This window comes from Streptomyces sp. NBC_00273 (assembly GCF_036178145.1).
Taxonomy (GTDB): Bacteria; Actinomycetota; Actinomycetes; order Streptomycetales; family Streptomycetaceae; genus Streptomyces.
Window position 1 is genome coordinate 7787056 of record NZ_CP108067.1, and the last position, 14241, is coordinate 7801296.

15 protein-coding genes are annotated in these 14241 nt (G+C 72.4%); 8 read left to right on the forward strand and 7 right to left on the reverse strand.

The features are described 5' to 3' along the window. Window positions 1-84 precede the first annotated feature (84 nt). A complete protein-coding gene (locus OG386_RS34875; protein WP_328791348.1) occupies window positions 85-780 on the forward strand; it encodes a response regulator transcription factor in 696 nt (231 codons plus the stop codon). Next, window positions 777-2141 (forward strand): ATP-binding protein, encoded by a 1365-nt coding sequence (locus OG386_RS34880; RefSeq protein WP_328791349.1) that lies wholly within the window; start codon window positions 777-779, stop codon window positions 2139-2141. The genes OG386_RS34875 and OG386_RS34880 overlap by 4 nt, the downstream gene beginning before the upstream one ends. Here OG386_RS34880 and OG386_RS34885 read toward each other — a convergent pair. Then, window positions 2107-2610, reverse strand: coding sequence for an SgcJ/EcaC family oxidoreductase (locus OG386_RS34885; protein WP_328791350.1), 504 nt, complete (start codon window positions 2608-2610; stop codon window positions 2107-2109). The two genes, OG386_RS34880 and OG386_RS34885, sit on opposite strands and share 35 nt — an antisense overlap. A gap of 372 nt (window positions 2611-2982) precedes the next feature. Next, window positions 2983-3618, reverse strand: coding sequence for a hypothetical protein (locus OG386_RS34890; protein WP_328793477.1), 636 nt, complete (start codon window positions 3616-3618; stop codon window positions 2983-2985). A 323-nt stretch (window positions 3619-3941) separates the two neighbouring features. Here OG386_RS34890 and OG386_RS34895 point away from each other — a divergent pair, with 323 nt between their 5' ends. Then, window positions 3942-4562 (forward strand): PadR family transcriptional regulator, encoded by a 621-nt coding sequence (locus OG386_RS34895; RefSeq protein ID WP_328791351.1) that lies wholly within the window; start codon window positions 3942-3944, stop codon window positions 4560-4562. A gap of 87 nt (window positions 4563-4649) precedes the next feature. Here OG386_RS34895 and OG386_RS34900 read toward each other — a convergent pair whose 3' ends face one another. Further along, window positions 4650-5078 (reverse strand): type II toxin-antitoxin system Rv0910 family toxin, encoded by a 429-nt coding sequence (locus OG386_RS34900; RefSeq protein ID WP_328791352.1) that lies wholly within the window; start codon window positions 5076-5078, stop codon window positions 4650-4652. Window positions 5079-5250: 172 nt separating this feature from the next. On the opposite strand from OG386_RS34900, the gene OG386_RS34905 reads away from it, so the two are divergent. Together OG386_RS34905 and OG386_RS34910 are read left to right on the forward strand one after the other, a co-directional pair. After that, window positions 5251-6231: an EamA family transporter gene (locus OG386_RS34905; RefSeq protein ID WP_328791353.1), complete on the forward strand. Its 981-nt coding sequence runs from the start codon at window positions 5251-5253 to the stop codon at window positions 6229-6231. Between the two features lie 160 nt (window positions 6232-6391). Next, the gene (locus OG386_RS34910; RefSeq protein ID WP_328791354.1) at window positions 6392-7351 is read left to right on the forward strand and encodes a DMT family transporter; all 960 of its coding nucleotides are present in this window, start codon (window positions 6392-6394) and stop codon (window positions 7349-7351) included. On the opposite strand, the gene OG386_RS34915 is transcribed toward OG386_RS34910, so the two are convergent. Next, complete coding sequence (locus OG386_RS34915) at window positions 7333-8049, reverse strand: pyridoxamine 5'-phosphate oxidase family protein (protein WP_328791355.1); 717 nt, start codon at window positions 8047-8049, stop codon at window positions 7333-7335. The genes OG386_RS34910 and OG386_RS34915 overlap by 19 nt on opposite strands. Window positions 8050-8086: 37 nt before the next feature. On the opposite strand from OG386_RS34915, the gene OG386_RS34920 reads away from it, so the two are divergent. Beyond that, window positions 8087-9421, forward strand: coding sequence for an aminotransferase class I/II-fold pyridoxal phosphate-dependent enzyme (locus OG386_RS34920; RefSeq protein WP_328791356.1), 1335 nt, complete (start codon window positions 8087-8089; stop codon window positions 9419-9421). Window positions 9422-9737: 316 nt separating this feature from the next. On the opposite strand, the gene OG386_RS34925 is transcribed toward OG386_RS34920, so the two are convergent. Beyond that, on the reverse strand, window positions 9738-10766 hold the full coding sequence (locus OG386_RS34925; RefSeq protein WP_328791357.1) for a DMT family transporter: 1029 nt from the start codon (window positions 10764-10766) through the stop codon (window positions 9738-9740). 38 nt (window positions 10767-10804) lie between these two features. Here OG386_RS34925 and OG386_RS34930 point away from each other — a divergent pair, with 38 nt between their 5' ends. Continuing rightward, complete coding sequence (locus OG386_RS34930; RefSeq protein ID WP_328791358.1) at window positions 10805-11725, forward strand: LysR family transcriptional regulator; 921 nt, start codon at window positions 10805-10807, stop codon at window positions 11723-11725. 29 nt (window positions 11726-11754) lie between these two features. On the opposite strand, the gene OG386_RS34935 is transcribed toward OG386_RS34930, so the two are convergent. Continuing rightward, window positions 11755-12180 carry a pyridoxamine 5'-phosphate oxidase family protein gene (locus OG386_RS34935; protein WP_328793478.1) on the reverse strand — a complete coding sequence of 142 codons (426 nt, stop codon included), beginning with the start codon at window positions 12178-12180 and terminating at the stop codon, window positions 11755-11757. Window positions 12181-12310: 130 nt separating this feature from the next. Between OG386_RS34935 and OG386_RS34940 the strand changes: the two genes are divergently transcribed. After that, window positions 12311-12949, forward strand: coding sequence for a cysteine hydrolase (locus OG386_RS34940; RefSeq protein WP_328791359.1), 639 nt, complete (start codon window positions 12311-12313; stop codon window positions 12947-12949). Here OG386_RS34940 and OG386_RS34945 read toward each other — a convergent pair. Next, window positions 12926-14230 carry an aminotransferase family protein gene (locus OG386_RS34945; protein WP_328791360.1) on the reverse strand — a complete coding sequence of 435 codons (1305 nt, stop codon included), beginning with the start codon at window positions 14228-14230 and terminating at the stop codon, window positions 12926-12928. The genes OG386_RS34940 and OG386_RS34945 overlap by 24 nt on opposite strands. Between the last annotated feature and the right edge of the window lie 11 nt (window positions 14231-14241).

Genomic DNA, 14241 nt, shown 5'->3' on the forward strand with positions numbered 1-14241 from the left:
CGGCGCGCAACGCCCCTTACCCAGGGCTCCGGTTCACCGTTGCCGCCGTGAACCGGATTGCCGGTACGCACTAGTGTGCGCAGTGTGCGCGTACTACTGGTGGAAGACGATGAGCCGGTCGCCGAGTCCCTGCTCCGAGGCCTGAGTCGCTACGGCTTCGACGTCGAGTGGGTCACCACGGGCGGCGCGGCGTTGGGCCACGGGGGCCCGTACGACGTCGTCCTGCTCGATCTCGGGCTGCCGGACACCGACGGCCTCGACGTGTGCAGGGCGCTGCGCGAGCGCAGTGCCGTGCCGATCATCGTGATCAGTGCCCGCAGCGACGAGACGGACCGGGTGGTCGGCCTGGAACTGGGTGCCGACGACTACGTGTCCAAGCCGTTCGGGGTCCGGGAGGTCATCGCGCGGATACGCGCGGTGATGCGACGCGTGCAGCCGCGCACCCCGTCGTCCCCGGAGAGCATCCCCGACCGGTACGGCTCCCGGCTCACCATCGACCGCAGGGCCGCCCGCGTCCGGCTGGACGGCCAAGAGGTGGCGCTCGCCCCCAAGGAGTACGACCTGCTCGCCTTCCTCACGGAGGAGCCCGGCGCGCTGATGTCCCGCGAGCAGATCATGGAAGCCGTCTGGGACGCGAACTGGTTCGGGCCGACCAAGACGCTGGACGTGCACGTGGCGGCGCTGCGGCGCAAACTCGCCGGGGCGATCACCATCGAGGCGGTACGGGGGGTCGGCTTCCGGCTCGAGGCCGCCAAGGGCGGGAACGACGACGCTCCGTGATCCGCCAGCTGATCCGCAGCTACATCTTGCTCGTCGCCGTGGCGATCCTGCTGTTCACCGTGCCGGTGGCCTTCACGCTCACGGCCCAGCTGCGCGACGACACCGAGGCGTTCGTCAAGCGCGAGGCGACCACCATGGCCCTGCTGCTGGGCAACGGCAACGCCAGCTCCTGTCAGGCGCTGGAGGAGGTGGTGCGGGCGTACGAGCAGGAGACCCACGACCGGGTGCAGGTGACCATCACCGACACCTGTGCGCCGGACATTCCCGCGCCGGCTTCCGACGCGGTCCTGACCCGGGCGCTGAAGGACGGGGAGACGACGACCGACTGGGGTTCGGACCTCATCTGGGGCCGTGACCTGGTGATCACCGTCCCCGCGAAGGACGGGGGCCGGATCGTCGGCGCCGTGCGCATCGTCTACTCGACCGGCAACCTCACCCACCGGCTGTGGACGATCTGGGGCTTCCGGGCCGGACTCGCGGTGGCGGTGCTCGGCGTGGCCGCCCTGATCGGTGCGGTGGTGGCCCGCCGGCTGACGCGGCCGCTGCGCCAACTCAACGACGTGGCGAGCAGGTTCAGTGACGGCGACCTGTCCGCACGCTCCCCGGTGGAGGGTCCGCAGGAGACCCGGACCCTCGCCCGCACCCTCAACCAGGCGGGCGAGCGGCTGGACACGCTGATCGCCTCGCAGCGCATCTTCGTCGCGGACGCCTCCCACCAACTGCGCACGCCGCTCACGGCGTTGCGGCTGTCGCTGGACAACATCGCGGACGGCGTCGACGACGAGTTCGTGCACGAGGACGTGGAACTGGCGACCGCGGAGGTCGTTCGGATGAGCCGCTTGGTCAACGGCCTGCTGGTGCTGGCCCGGGCGGAGGCCAAGGTGTCCGCGGCGGAGCCGCTGCCGCTCAGGGACATCGTGGAGGAACGGCTGTCGGTGTGGAGGCCGGCCGCCGACGAGCGCGGGGTCACCATTGCGTTCGGGGAGGGCGCCGACGGCCGGCCGGCCGTGCTGGCCAGCCCCGGCCATCTGGACCAGGTGCTGGACAACGTCCTCTCGAACGCGCTGGAGGTCTCACCGGACGGCGGCACGATCACCGTCCGGATCGACCTCCGCGGTGCCGAGGCCGTGCTCTCCGTCCTCGACGAGGGACCCGGCATGTCCGACGCGGAGAAGTCCCGCGCCTTCGACCGGTTCTGGCGCGGTCAGGGCCTGACCGGGCGCTCCGGTTCGGGCCTCGGCCTCGCCGTCGTCAAACAGCTGGTGACGGACGACGGCGGCACGGTGACCCTGCAGGACGCTCCCGGATCCGGCCTGTGGGTGGTCATCACCCTTCGGGCATCTTCGAGGAGTGGTGGTTGACGATCAGCCACTTGCCGTTCCGCTTCTCGTACTCGTACGTGTAGCGGGCTTTCACGGTGCTCTTCGCGCCGGTCTTCGGGTCGGTGAGCGTGAACGCGTAGACGCCGGTGTCGATGGCGGAGTTCTTGTCGAGGACGTTGACTATGGTCTCGACCTTCGCGCCGGCGGGCTCGTTCTGCAGGAAGTGCTCGAAGTAGTCGACGATCTCGGCACGGTCGGTACGGATCTTGTTGGAGACCGTGGGCAGGAGGACCGCGTCGCTCGCGTAGAGGTCGGCCACCTTCTTGGGGTCGCCGGTCTGCAGTGCCTTGTTCCAGGTGTCGAAGAGGCCTGCGATCTGGGCCTTTCCGGGTCGGGGGTCCCGGTGCTGGGGTCCGGCCGTCGCGGCGACGGTACCGACGGTACCTAGGGTCAGGACCGCGGTGCCGGCGACGACGGCTGCGCGCTTGCTGAGGGAACGACGGGTCAACGCATCTCCAGGGTGTGGTGGGTCGGAGCGTCTGCTTCCCGTCGGGCAGTCCCTGCCGGGAAGCCCTCGGGGGGAAGCGGCTCCAGACTCGCCGTCCACGGGCCAGCAACGGTGCAAGCGAGCTACAGCGCACGGCCAGGACACGGCCAACCCACGGGGAGTGGCCGTCGCGTCACTCCGTCCGCTCCGTACTGGCGCGCTTGACCTGTCTCGGCGAAGACGGGCGGGTGCCCGTGAGTTTCACCGACGTTGGGCCGATCGGTGTCTGATCTGGTGGGAGCGTCGTGGGGCGTCGTGGGGGCACCGGTGGGTGCGTTAGCTGCTGCTGGGCTTGAGGGATCTGAGCCGCGGAGCGGCAGTCGACGCCATGGGTCAGCAACTCCTCGTGCCCGGCGCGGGAAGGGCGAGAACGCGGGCGAGGGCGGCGGTCAGAGGAGCGGAGTGGTCAGGGAGGTGCTCGGAAATCCAGTCCGCTGCTGCCGCGAGGAACTCGGTCAGGTCGCGCTCGGCGCTGGCGAGCAGATGGCGGAGCTCGGTGACCGACAGCTCGATCACGGGACTGTCGATCCGGTCGGTGGCGACGGTGAGGCGGATGGTGTCCCCGAGGCGCTCGGCCAGCGACGGCTCCGGATCGTGGCCGTACCCGATTGCGCCGCTGCCGTCGACGACCTGGTACCAGTCGTGCCAGTCCTCCAGTCCGTCGCAGCAGCCGGGCGAGAAGGCGACGCCCGTGGAGTTGTCCGTGACGCGCAGGCCGCCCGCCGCGTAAAGGCTGTCGAGGTTCAGCAGTCCGTGGAGGAAGCCGCTGAGAGGCTCGGCCGGCCGTGGTGGGAGGTCGTCATCGTCTGCGGGGTCCACGTCGTTGCAAGCGGCGATACGCATGAGCGCCGTCCCGATCTCGGCGGGTGAGAGCCCACCGCTGAGCGGCAGGAAACTGAACTGTTCGGTCTCGGCGACGGGCCAGAGGTCGAAGCCGTCAGGGGTGTTCATCTCCAGGACGGGCTGCATCACGATCACCTGGCGAAGTGTTCCCCATCCGTCGCCGATCTCGCCTCCCGATTACGCCGAGCATGCGCGTCTTCGCCGGTCCTCGACCAGCTGGCGACTGTTCAGCGGCCAGGGGCGAGGCGTACGGGCAGATGCTGCCCAGGCCGGCTGGGGCCGGACAGTTCGGCCCAGCTTCGATGAGACAAGTCAACCCTTCCACCGGTCGTGGGCGCACTGTCGGCGACAGGTTCCGATATATCGTTGACACGTCGCGATCCGTCGCCGATAGTGGAGACATCGGACAACCGATGAAGCAACGACAACGTGACGAAAGGAGCGCAGTCATGCGTTCACACGGACAGCACGGACACGACCACGGCCATGACCACGGACGGGGCCACGACCACTGCGGGCCCGATCGTCGGGAGGGTTTCAAGGGGCGGCGAGCCGCCTTCGGCCCGTTCGGGCCGCCCTTCGGCGCAGGCCCCTTCGGTGGTCGCGGCGGACGTGGTGGACCGCGGGGCCGGGCCCGGCGCGGCGATGTGCGCGCCTCGATCCTGGCGCTGCTGGCCGACCGGCCGATGCACGGCTACGAGATGATCCAGGAGATCGGCGAGCGCAGCGGCGGGGCCTGGAAGCCCAGCCCGGGCTCGGTCTACCCGACCCTGCAGCTGCTCGAGGACGAGGGGCTCATCACGAGTGCGAGCGAGGGCGGCAAGAAGCTGTTCACGCTCACCGACGCCGGCCGCACCGAGGCCGAGTCGGGCCCGGACGCCCCGTGGGCGGACGCCGGGCGCGGCTTCGACTTCGAGGCGATGCAGGAGGTCCGGACGGCCGGCATCGGCCTGATGGAAGCCTTCGGGCAGGTCTTCAAGACCGGATCGCCCCAGCAGCGGGAGAAGGCCCTCGGGGTCATCAACGACGCCCGCAAGAAGCTCTACCTGATCCTGGCCGACGAGCACTGAGCCCGACCGGCCCCGGCACGTGGCGGCGCGCCCCGCGAGTTCCTCTCGCGGGGCGCGCCTTCGCTTGCGGGCCGGGCGGTCCGGAGGTCAGACGACCAGGCCGGCCAGCTTGCGCAGCGACTCGTTCAGTGCGGCGGTGGCCGAGTCCTTGAGCTTGCCCGCCATCAAGGAGACGGCGGCCCCGGTGAACTCGCCGTCGATGCGGACCGTGGTGGCCTCGCCGTCCGGGATCAGCGTGTACCGGGTGAGGACCGCCACGCCCATCGGGCCCTTGCCGGTGATGGCGAAGAGGCGCTCGGCCTCCAGCTCCGAGACGGTCCAGAGGACCTCGGCCGGGAAGCCCATCATCTTCATGTTCTCCGCGAAGGTGGCGCCCACCGCGAGGGTCTCGGGACCGCCCCCGGGGAAGTTCGTGTGGGTCATGCTCCACTGCCCGTACGCGTCCCAGTCCGTCAGCTGGGACCAGAGCAGCGCGGCGGACGCCTCGATGCGTGATTCCGCGGTGACTTCGGCCATGCGACCACCCCTTCTCGTCGGGTACGTGCGGCGGAAGGTAGCCCCGGCGGGCGGAACATTCAATACTGACGACCTGTCAGATGTGGCCGGCGTCGACGGGCCGTGATCTCGACTCCGTCTCAACAGGTGTCATCCCCGTGACGGTCCTGACCCGCCCTGTCATGATGGCGGGATGCAAGCGTCAGGGAGAAATGCCGGACTGGGCCTCGCCCTCGTCTCGGCGTTCGCGTTCGGTGGTTCCGGAGTGGCGGCGAAGCCGCTGATCGAGGCGGGTCTGGATCCCCTCCACATGGTCTGGCTCAGGGTGGCCGGGGCGGCGCTCGTGCTGTCCCCGCTGGCCTGGCGCCACCGTGACCTCGTATTGCGCAGGCCCGCGCTGCTCGCCGGCTTCGGGCTGGTCGCCGTCGCGGGTGTGCAGGCCTTCTACTTCGCCTCCCTGTCCCGCATCCCCGTCGGCGTGGCCCTGCTGCTGGAGTACCTGGGCCCGGCGCTGCTGCTCGGCTACATCCGCTTCGTGCAGCGCAAGCCCGTGACGCGCGGTGCCGCCGCGGGCGCGGCCGTGGCCGTCGTCGGACTGGCCTGCGTGGTCGAGATCTGGGCCGGGCTGAGCCTGGACCTGCTCGGCGTGCTCTTCGGCCTCGCCGCCGCCTGCTGCCAGGCCTTCTACTTCGTCTTCGCCGACCAGGGCGCCGACGGGGACGACGCCCCCGACCCGCTCGGGGTGATCGCGTACGGCATGCTCGTCGGCGCCCTGGTGATGACCGTGATCGCCCGGCCCTGGGAGATGGACTGGCAGGTGCTGGGCGGCGACGCCTCCGTGGGCGGCACGATGGTGCCCGCGCCGGTGCTGCTCGCCTGGGTGGTGCTGGTCGCGACCGTCTTCGCCTACCTGACCGGTGTGGTCTCGGTGCGCCGGCTGTCGCCCCAGGTCGCCGGCGTCGTGGCCTTCCTGGAGGCGGTCGTCGCCACCGTGTTCGCCTGGATCCTGCTGGGCGAGCACCTTTCCACCTGGCAGATCGTCGGCGGCGGCCTGGTGCTGGGCGGTGCCTTCATCGCGCAGTCCTCCCGGCCGGCCCCGCCGGCAGTGGCCCCGCCGGTCGTGGCCGGGCAGGCCGCAGCGGATCGTGAGCCGACCACGGTCGGCAAGGGCTAGGGTGGCGGTCATGCATTCGACCGTGCTTCCGCCTCCCGCCGCCTAGCGCGGGCGGCGCCACCACGACAGGTACCCGGCCCGGGAGCCCCGGGCGGGTCCGTGCTGCCCGCGAAGCGATGACCTGCTTCTTTCATCCTTCATGCATGCGCGGAGACATCTCGTGTCGAACCATTCGCCCGCTGCCGGGCGCAGTCTGCTGTACCTCGTCGTCGCCGGAGCCGCCTGGGGCACCGCCGGGGCGGCCGCCTCCCTCCTCTTCCTGGCCAGTGACCTCGGCCCGCTCGCCCTGTCCTTCTGGCGGTGCGCGGGCGGGCTCGTGGTGCTGCTCGGAGTGCTCGCCGTGCGCGGGTCCCGGCCCGCCCCGGGGCGGGTGCGGCCCTCGGTGGCCTCGCTGGTCGTCACCGGGCTCCTCTTCACCCTCTTCCAAGCCGCGTACTTCGCCGCCGTGCGCGATACGGGCCTCGCGGTGGGCACCGTGGTCACCCTCGGCGCCGGGCCCGTGATCATCGCGCTGGGGGCCCGGTACTGGATGGGCGAGCGGCTCGGTCGCGGCGGCGCGGTCGCCGTCGCGGGGGCGTTGGCCGGTCTGGCCGTACTGGTGCTGGGCAGCGGCGGCGGCGAGGTGCGGCCGCTCGGCGTCGGCTGGGCGTTGCTGTCGGCCGCCGGGTACGCGGGGATGACCCTACGGGCGCGCTGGCTCGGGCAGCGCGGGGCGGGCGGAGACCCGCTGGTGACCACCGCCTGGTCGGTGGCCGTGGGCACGGTGTGCCTGCTGCCGCTCGCCGCGGTGGAGGGGCTGCTGCCGCACACCGCCGATCTCGGACGGGTGCTCTGGCTGCTGGTGTACGTCGCCACCGTGCCGACCGCGCTGGCGTACGCGCTCTACTTCACGGGGGCCGCCGCGGTACGGGCCGCCACCGTGTCGGTGATCATGCTGATCGAGCCGGTGAGCGCGGCGGTGATTGCGGTCCTGCTGCTCGGGGAGCGGCTGACCGGCGCCGTGGTGCTGGGCACCGTACTGCTGCTGACGGCGGTGGGCGCGCTGATCGTGGCCGAGGCCCGTAGGCCGGCGGCCGCGCCCACCCCCGTGCGGCGCAGCCCTCAGAGCGCGCTGAGGTAGTCCGGGACGGCGATGCCGGGGGCCAGGTCCGCGGCGGGCACCGGGGTGCCGTACGCCGGGGCCACCGGCACCACGCCCGCCCAGTGGGGCAGGTCCAGGTCCTCGGCGTCGTCGTTCACCGGGCCGCTGCGGATCTTGGCGGACACCTCGGCGAGGTCCACGCGGATCACCGAGGTCGCGGCGAGTTCCCTGGCGTTGGCCGGCCGGGTGTCGGCGGAGCGGCCCGGGGCGACGGCGTCGACCATGGCGTCCAGGGCCGTGCGGCACTCCGCCTCGTCGGTGACCTGGTGGGCGGTGCCGTGCACGACCACCGAGCGGTAGTTGAGCGAGTGGTGGAAGGCCGAGCGGGCCAGGACCAGTCCGTCGACGTGGGTCACGGTCACGCAGACGGGCAGGCCCGGGTCGGTGCGGCGGGCGGCGAGCAGCGGGCGGGAGCCGGTCGAGCCGTGCATGTAGAGCGATTCGCCGACCCGTGCGTACAGCGTGGGCAGGACCACGGGCGCGCCGTCGCGGACGAAGCCGAGGTGGCAGACGTAGGCGCCGTCGAGTATCGAGTGCACCGTCTCGCGGTCGTAGCGCGCCCGGTCGCGGGAGCGGCTGGGGACGGTGAGGTCGGTGGGCTCGTAGCTTCCGGTCGATCCGTTCCTCGCGGGCCCCTCGGTCCGTGCGGGCGTCTCCGTGGTGGGCGTGGCGGTCATGGTGCCGACTCCATTGCACTAGTGCATACTGGTGTTTGTGCTAGGAGACTATCGAATCACAGGGCGTCGCGCAGCGGATATCGCCGCAGGCGTGGAGGCGGGCGTGGCTTCGGGCGCGCTCCCGCCGGGTTCACTGCTGCCGCCGATGCGGGAGCTGGCGGGCGAGCTGGGGGTGAACCCCAACACCGTGGCCGCCGCCTACCGGACGCTGCGCGAGCGCGGGGTCATCGAGACCGACGGGCGGCGCGGCAGCCGGGTGCGGGCCCGACCGTCGAGCACGCCGCGGGACGCGCTGCGCATGGTGGTGCCGGAGGGCGTACGGGACCTCGCGGAGGGCAGCCCGGACGTGTCCCTGCTCCCCGCGCTGGAGGGGCCGCTGGCGGCGGCCGCCCGCCGGTACGCGCAGGCGCCGACCCTCTACGGGGCGGACCCGGTCGCCCCGGAGCTCGCGGAGCTGGCCCGGGCCGGTTTCGATGCGGACGGGGTGCCGCCGGGGCCGGTGGCGGTGACCTCGGGTGCGCTGGACGGAATCGAACGGGTGCTCACCGCCCATCTGCGGGCGGGCGACGCGGTGGCGGTCGAGGACCCGGGATGGGGCGGGGCGCTGGACCTGGTCCCGGCGCTCGGGCTGCGCGTGCTGCCGGTGGCGGTGGACGACGACGGGCCCCGGCCCGAGGCGGTGGCCCGGGCGCTGGCGGCCGGGGCGCGGGCGCTGGTGGTGACCTCGCGGGCGCAGAACCCGACCGGGGCCGCGGTGGGCGCGGAGCGGGCGCGCCAGCTGCGGGCGCTGCTGGCGGACCACCCCGAGGTGCTGCTGATCGAGGACGACCACGGGAACGGGATCGTCGACCTGCCGCTGCATCCGCTGGGCGGGGTGACCCGGCACTGGGTGCTGGTGCGGTCCACGGCGAAGGCGTACGGGCCGGACCTGCGGCTCGCGGTGCTGACCGGCGACGCGGTCACGCTGGACCGGCTGCGGGGTCGGCAGCGGCTGGGGCCGGGCTGGGTGAGCCGGTTGCTGCAGTACGTGGTGGTGGAGCTGTGGGCCTCGGGCGCGGTCGACCCGGTGGCGGTGTCCCGCTCGTACGCGGCGCGGCGCGACGCGCTGGTCGAGGCGCTGCGGGAGCGGGGGATCCGCGCGCACGGGCGCAGCGGACTGAACGTCTGGGTGCCGGTGGTCGACGAGACGGTGGTGGTGACCAGGCTGCTCGCCGCCGGATGGGCGGTGTCCCCCGGGGCCGTCTTCCGGGTCGAGGCGGGGCCGGGGGTCCGGCTGACGGTCTCGCAGCTGTCGGTCGACGAGGTGCCGGGCCTGGCGGACGCGGTGGCCGCGGCGGCCAGTGTGGGGGCGGCGGGCGTGCGGTACGACTGACGGGCGCCCGGCCGCCCCGCGCCGCGGAGCCGGGCCTCGGACCCCGGGCAGGGGAACCCGCGCGGTGGAACCCGGGGCTCGGGAGTCGGGCTCGGACGGGATGTGCCCGGTCCTGCCGTGACGGCGCGCCGCGCGCCGCGGGCCGAAGCGGAAGGATCCGTCGGGCCCGACGGGATGCCGATTCCGGACGGGGTGGACACCGAGCCCGGCGTCGGCGGCCGCCGGGGGGCCTGCGTGCCGGGTGGACACCGGTGGGTCCGGTGGTCGGCCGACCCGTCGGGGTGGGGCACGCGCCACCCGGAGGGATCAGGGAAGGTCAGGCGGGCTTGCGGGCCCCGGGGCGGGTCTGGGTGAGGGCCGCGCCGGCCAGGACGATCGCGGCGCCGACCGGGGTGTTCCAGTGGAGCTGCTCGCCGAGGACCAGGACGCCGGCCGTGGTGGCGATGACCGGGATGAAGTAGGTGACCATCTGGGCGGTGGTCGGGCCGACCTCCGTCACCAGCCCGTACTGCATCTGGAGGGCCATGCCCGTACCGAGGGCGCCCAGCGCGATCACCGACAGGGTCGGCCAGAGCGGGAACGAGCTCGGGGCCGAGCTGAACGCGGCGCTCGCGAGCGCGAGCTGGAGCGTGGAGACCATGAGCTGTCCGCCGGTCAGGGCCACCGGGGAGCCGGGGGTCCCGGCCAGCGTGCGCCGGACGTAGATCCAGCCGACGGGGTAGCACAGGGACGCCAGCAGGGCGAACGCGGTGCCCTTGGCGTCGACGCCGGAGAAGCCCTGCCAGGCGCCGAGCACGGTCAGGACGCCGAGGAAGCCCAGGCCCAGCCCGGCGACCCGGCGGCGCGTCGGGCGGTCCTCGGACAGGGCGACCAGCGACAGCGCCATGCCCCACAGCGGCGAGGTGGCGTTGCAGATGCCGGCCAGACTGGAGGGGATGCTCAGCTCCGCGTACGCGAAGAGCGAGAACGGGGCGGTGTTGAGCAGCAGCGCCGCCACCGTGAGGTGGCCCCAGGTGCGCAGTCCCCGGGGGAGCGGCTCGCGGCGGACCAGGAGCACGGTGAGGAGGGCGAGCGCGCCGAACAGGACCCGGCCCAGCGCCACCTGGAAGGGCGCGTAGGCCTCCGTGCCGACCTTGATCAGGAGGAAGCTGAAGCCCCAGACGACCGAGAGGATCGCGAACCGGACCCGCCAGTCCAGGAGGCCGCCCCGGCGCCGGCCGGTGGTGGAGGCGGCGGCGGTCGTGCTGGGGGAGACCGCGGACGGGGAGGCGGCCGGGAGGGTCGGCCCGGGGGTGGTCGGTGCGCTCATGCCACTTACTGTGCTCGTATCAACTTCGTAGGACAAGCGAGAGTTTCTCGTGGTGACGCCGTAGCATTGCTTACATGTTGAACCTGGAGCGCCTGCGTACCCTGGACGCCCTCGCCCGCCACGGCTCGGTCAGCGGCGCGGCCGACGGCCTCCACGTCACCACCTCTGCGGTGTCCCAGCAGCTGGCCAAGCTGGAGCGCGAGGTCGGACAGCCGCTGCTGGCCAGGAACGGGCGCGGGGTCCGGCTCACCGACGCCGGCCGGCTGCTCGCCGATCACGCCGCCCGGATCATCTCCCAGGTGGAGCTCGCCCAGGCCGACGTCGAGGCCCAGCGGGGCTGCGCCGTCGGCGAGTTGCGGATCGGTGCCTTCCCGACCGCCATGCGCGGGCTGCTGCCCCAGGCCCTGGCCGCGTTGCGGGCCGGGCATCCGGATCTACGGGTCCGGGTGCGCGAGCAGGAGCCCGAGGAGAGCATGGCGGCCGTCGTGCGCGGGGACCTCGACCTGGCCCTGGCGATCGACTGGCACAACAAGCGGATGCCGGTGCCCGCCGAGCTGACCCGGACCCACCTGCTGGACGACACCGTCGACATCGCGGTCCCGGCCGGCCATCGGCTGGCCGACCGGACCGCGAGCTCCGGGAAGTCCGGGATCTCCCTCGCCGAATTCGGAGACGACGACTGGATCTCCTGGAACGAGGGGCAGTTCTGCTACGAGTGGCTGGTCTTCAGCCTGCGCGGTACGGGCATCGAGCCGCGCATCGCCCACATCGCCGAGGAGCACCACACCCAGCTGGCCTTCGTGGAGGCCGGACTCGGCGTGTGCGTGGCACCGAAGCTGGGCCGCGGCCCGGTGCCGCCGGGCGTGCGGCTGCTGCCGGTCGGCGACAGCGTACGCCGCCACGTGTACGCCGTCTGGCGCGCGGACGCCGACCGCCGGCCCTCCATCCGGGCCGCGGTCGACGCGCTGCGACAGGCGGCCGCCGGCCTCCGGTAGGTCCGCCGCTCCGCGGCCCGAGGCACCCCCTACAGCTTGCGGAAGTCCCAGGAGACGATCGAGTCGGGCGTCAGTCGGATCCAGGCGTGCCGCCCGTCGTGCGGCATCTCCTCGATGCCGAAGTTCTTGACCGGGAAGATCCGCTCGGCCTCCGCGAGCTCGGGGCAGGGCTCGCCCGTCCGCGGGGCTTCGCCCACGAAGACGGCGCTGCCAGACAGCTCCACCCCGCGCAGCTCGTCGTACGACTCGCCGGAGTCCACGACCACCGAGATCCGCGGATCCCTGCTCAGGTCGGACCAGCGGCGGCTGCGCGTGATCGAGTACAGCCACAGCGAGCTGCCGTCCCACGCGAACCACAGGGCGCCCACGTGCGGGCGCCCGTCGGGGGAGACCGTCGCAACCCGGCAGGTCTTCTGCTCGCGCAAGAAGGAGTCCACTTCCGCGTCGCTCATCATGATGCGCCGGCCCCGCCGCTGCGAGGTTCCGGTTCGTGCCCCGTCCACGTCCATCCGTCCTGCACCCCTTCACATCTGACTATGTGTCAGGAATCATGAGGGGTCTTCCGTCGCCACGCCAGGGGGAGCCATGCCGGATCTCGATCCCGCCACCACCGCGCTGCTCACCGTCGAGTGCCAGAACGGTGTCGTCGGCGAGGAGAGCGCGCTGCCCGAGCTGGCGAAGGAGGCACGGGACTCGGGGATGTTGGAACGGGTGGCCGCGCTCGTCGAAGCCGCGCGCGGGGCCGGCGTCCAGGTGCTGCACGCGGTCGCCGAGCGACGTGCCGACGGGCTCGGCGCGAACACCAACGCCCGGCTGTTCCGGGCCGCGGAGCGGCTGCCCGTGCGCCAGCTGACCGGGAGCCGTGCGGTGGAGGTTGCCGCGCCCATCGTCGTCGCCGACCAGGACCTGGTGGTCCGCCGGCTGCACGGGCTCTCCCCGATGGCCGGTACCGATCTCGACCCCTTGCTGCGCAATCTCGGCATCCGCACCCTCGTCGTCACCGGGGTCTCCTCCAACATCGCCATCCCGAACACCGTCTTCGACGCCGTCAACCTCGGTTACCGGGTGGTGGTCCCGGCGGACGCCATCGCCGGGGTGCCCGCCTCCTGCACCGCAGAGGTGATCCGCAACTCCCTCGCGCTGGTCGCGGCCGTCACCACCGCCGAAGAGCTCCTCGGTCAGTGGGCTCCCACGACCACGCTAGGAGACGACGGCCGGTCGTAGGGCGGACACCACGCTCGCGAACGTCTGCGCGGCGAACTCCGCCTCCTCCGTGGACATCGTCAGAGGAGGCATCAGCACGACGGTGTCGGGCGTGTAGTGGATCAGCAAACCCCGGCGCCGGCACGCCGACTCCAGATGGCTCCGGGCCTGCATCGAGAGCGGATTGCCGGCCTCGTCCACGAGGTCGATCGCCACGTACGCGCCGACGGCCCGCACACCCCCGAACGTCGGCACCCCCGTGAGCAGCCCGTCCAGCCGATCGCGAAGGAGCTCGCCGAGCACCCGGCCGCGGGCGACCAGATCCTCCGAGGCGTATGCACGGATGGTGGCGAGCGCCGCGGCGCAGGCGACCGGGTGGCCGTCCGTGGTCGACGCATGGGCGAACACCGTACTGCTGGTGCCGAACGCCTGGTAGATCCGGTCCGTCGCCAGGACGGCCCCCAGCGCCGAGTAGCCGGCGGTGATGCCCTTCGCTAGGCACATGATGTCCGGCGAGACGCCGGAGATGTCGGCCGCGAACATCTCTCCCATCCGCCCGAACCCCGTGAACGCCTCATCGAAGATCAGCAGGATGTCGTTCTTCGTGCAGTACTCGCGTGCGGCGCGTAGGTACGCGTCGGGGAGGGGCTGTCCGTTCCTGCCCTTCACCGGCTCGAGGATCACCGCCGCGATGCGCTCCGGCCCCAGCGCATCCAGCTGACCGGCGAACTCGGCGCCGGAGCTGTCGGTCGGCTCCGGAACATGGCAGAACCCTTCCGGCATCGGACCGAAGAGCCAGTGCATCATGCGCTGCCCGCTCGCCGCCATGGCTGCCATCGGACTGCCGTGGTAGCTGTCGCGGAGGCCTACGACGAGCCGTTTGGCCGGCCGGCCGCTGTTCCGGTGGTAGGAGCGGGCCATCAGGATCGCGCTCTCGACCGCCGCGCCGCCCGTGTGGCAGAACCGCACCCGGTCGAGGCCCGGAGGGGCGATGTCGGTGAGTGCCCGCGCCAGTTCGACGACCACGGGAGCAGGCAGTTCCCACCGCACCATGCAGACGTAGGGCAGCTCGCGCGCCTGCCGGCTCATCGCTTCCACGACGTCGGTCCGGCCGTAGCCGAGCACCATGTTGCCCACCCCGGCGCGGGCGTCGAGGGCGCGGTGTCCCGAAGCGTCGATCAGCCAGGACCCCTCGCCCTTGACCCAGAGGTCCTGGGGCCCGCTCTGGTCGAGGATCGTGGACGTGGGCACCGTCCCGTGCCAGAGGGCGTACGTTCCGTGGTCCCATGTGCTCGGCGTCATGGCCGTGCCTC

Bases quoted from the DNA above. Each gene is read 5' to 3' on its own strand.
- OG386_RS34930 (WP_328791358.1), top strand. From the start codon at position 10,805: ATGTTGAACCTGGAGCGCCTGCGTACCCTGGACGCCCTCGCCCGCCAC.
- OG386_RS34945 (WP_328791360.1), bottom strand. From the start codon at position 14,230: ATGACGCCGAGCACATGGGACCACGGAACGTACGCCCTCTGGCACGGG.
- OG386_RS34935 (WP_328793478.1), bottom strand. From the start codon at position 12,180: ATGATGAGCGACGCGGAAGTGGACTCCTTCTTGCGCGAGCAGAAGACC.
- OG386_RS34900 (WP_328791352.1), bottom strand. From the start codon at position 5,078: ATGGCCGAAGTCACCGCGGAATCACGCATCGAGGCGTCCGCCGCGCTG.
- OG386_RS34895 (WP_328791351.1), top strand. From the start codon at position 3,942: ATGCGTTCACACGGACAGCACGGACACGACCACGGCCATGACCACGGA.
- OG386_RS34915 (WP_328791355.1), bottom strand. From the start codon at position 8,049: ATGACCGCCACGCCCACCACGGAGACGCCCGCACGGACCGAGGGGCCC.
- OG386_RS34890 (WP_328793477.1), bottom strand. From the start codon at position 3,618: ATGCAGCCCGTCCTGGAGATGAACACCCCTGACGGCTTCGACCTCTGG.
- OG386_RS34905 (WP_328791353.1), top strand. From the start codon at position 5,251: ATGCAAGCGTCAGGGAGAAATGCCGGACTGGGCCTCGCCCTCGTCTCG.
- OG386_RS34940 (WP_328791359.1), top strand. From the start codon at position 12,311: ATGCCGGATCTCGATCCCGCCACCACCGCGCTGCTCACCGTCGAGTGC.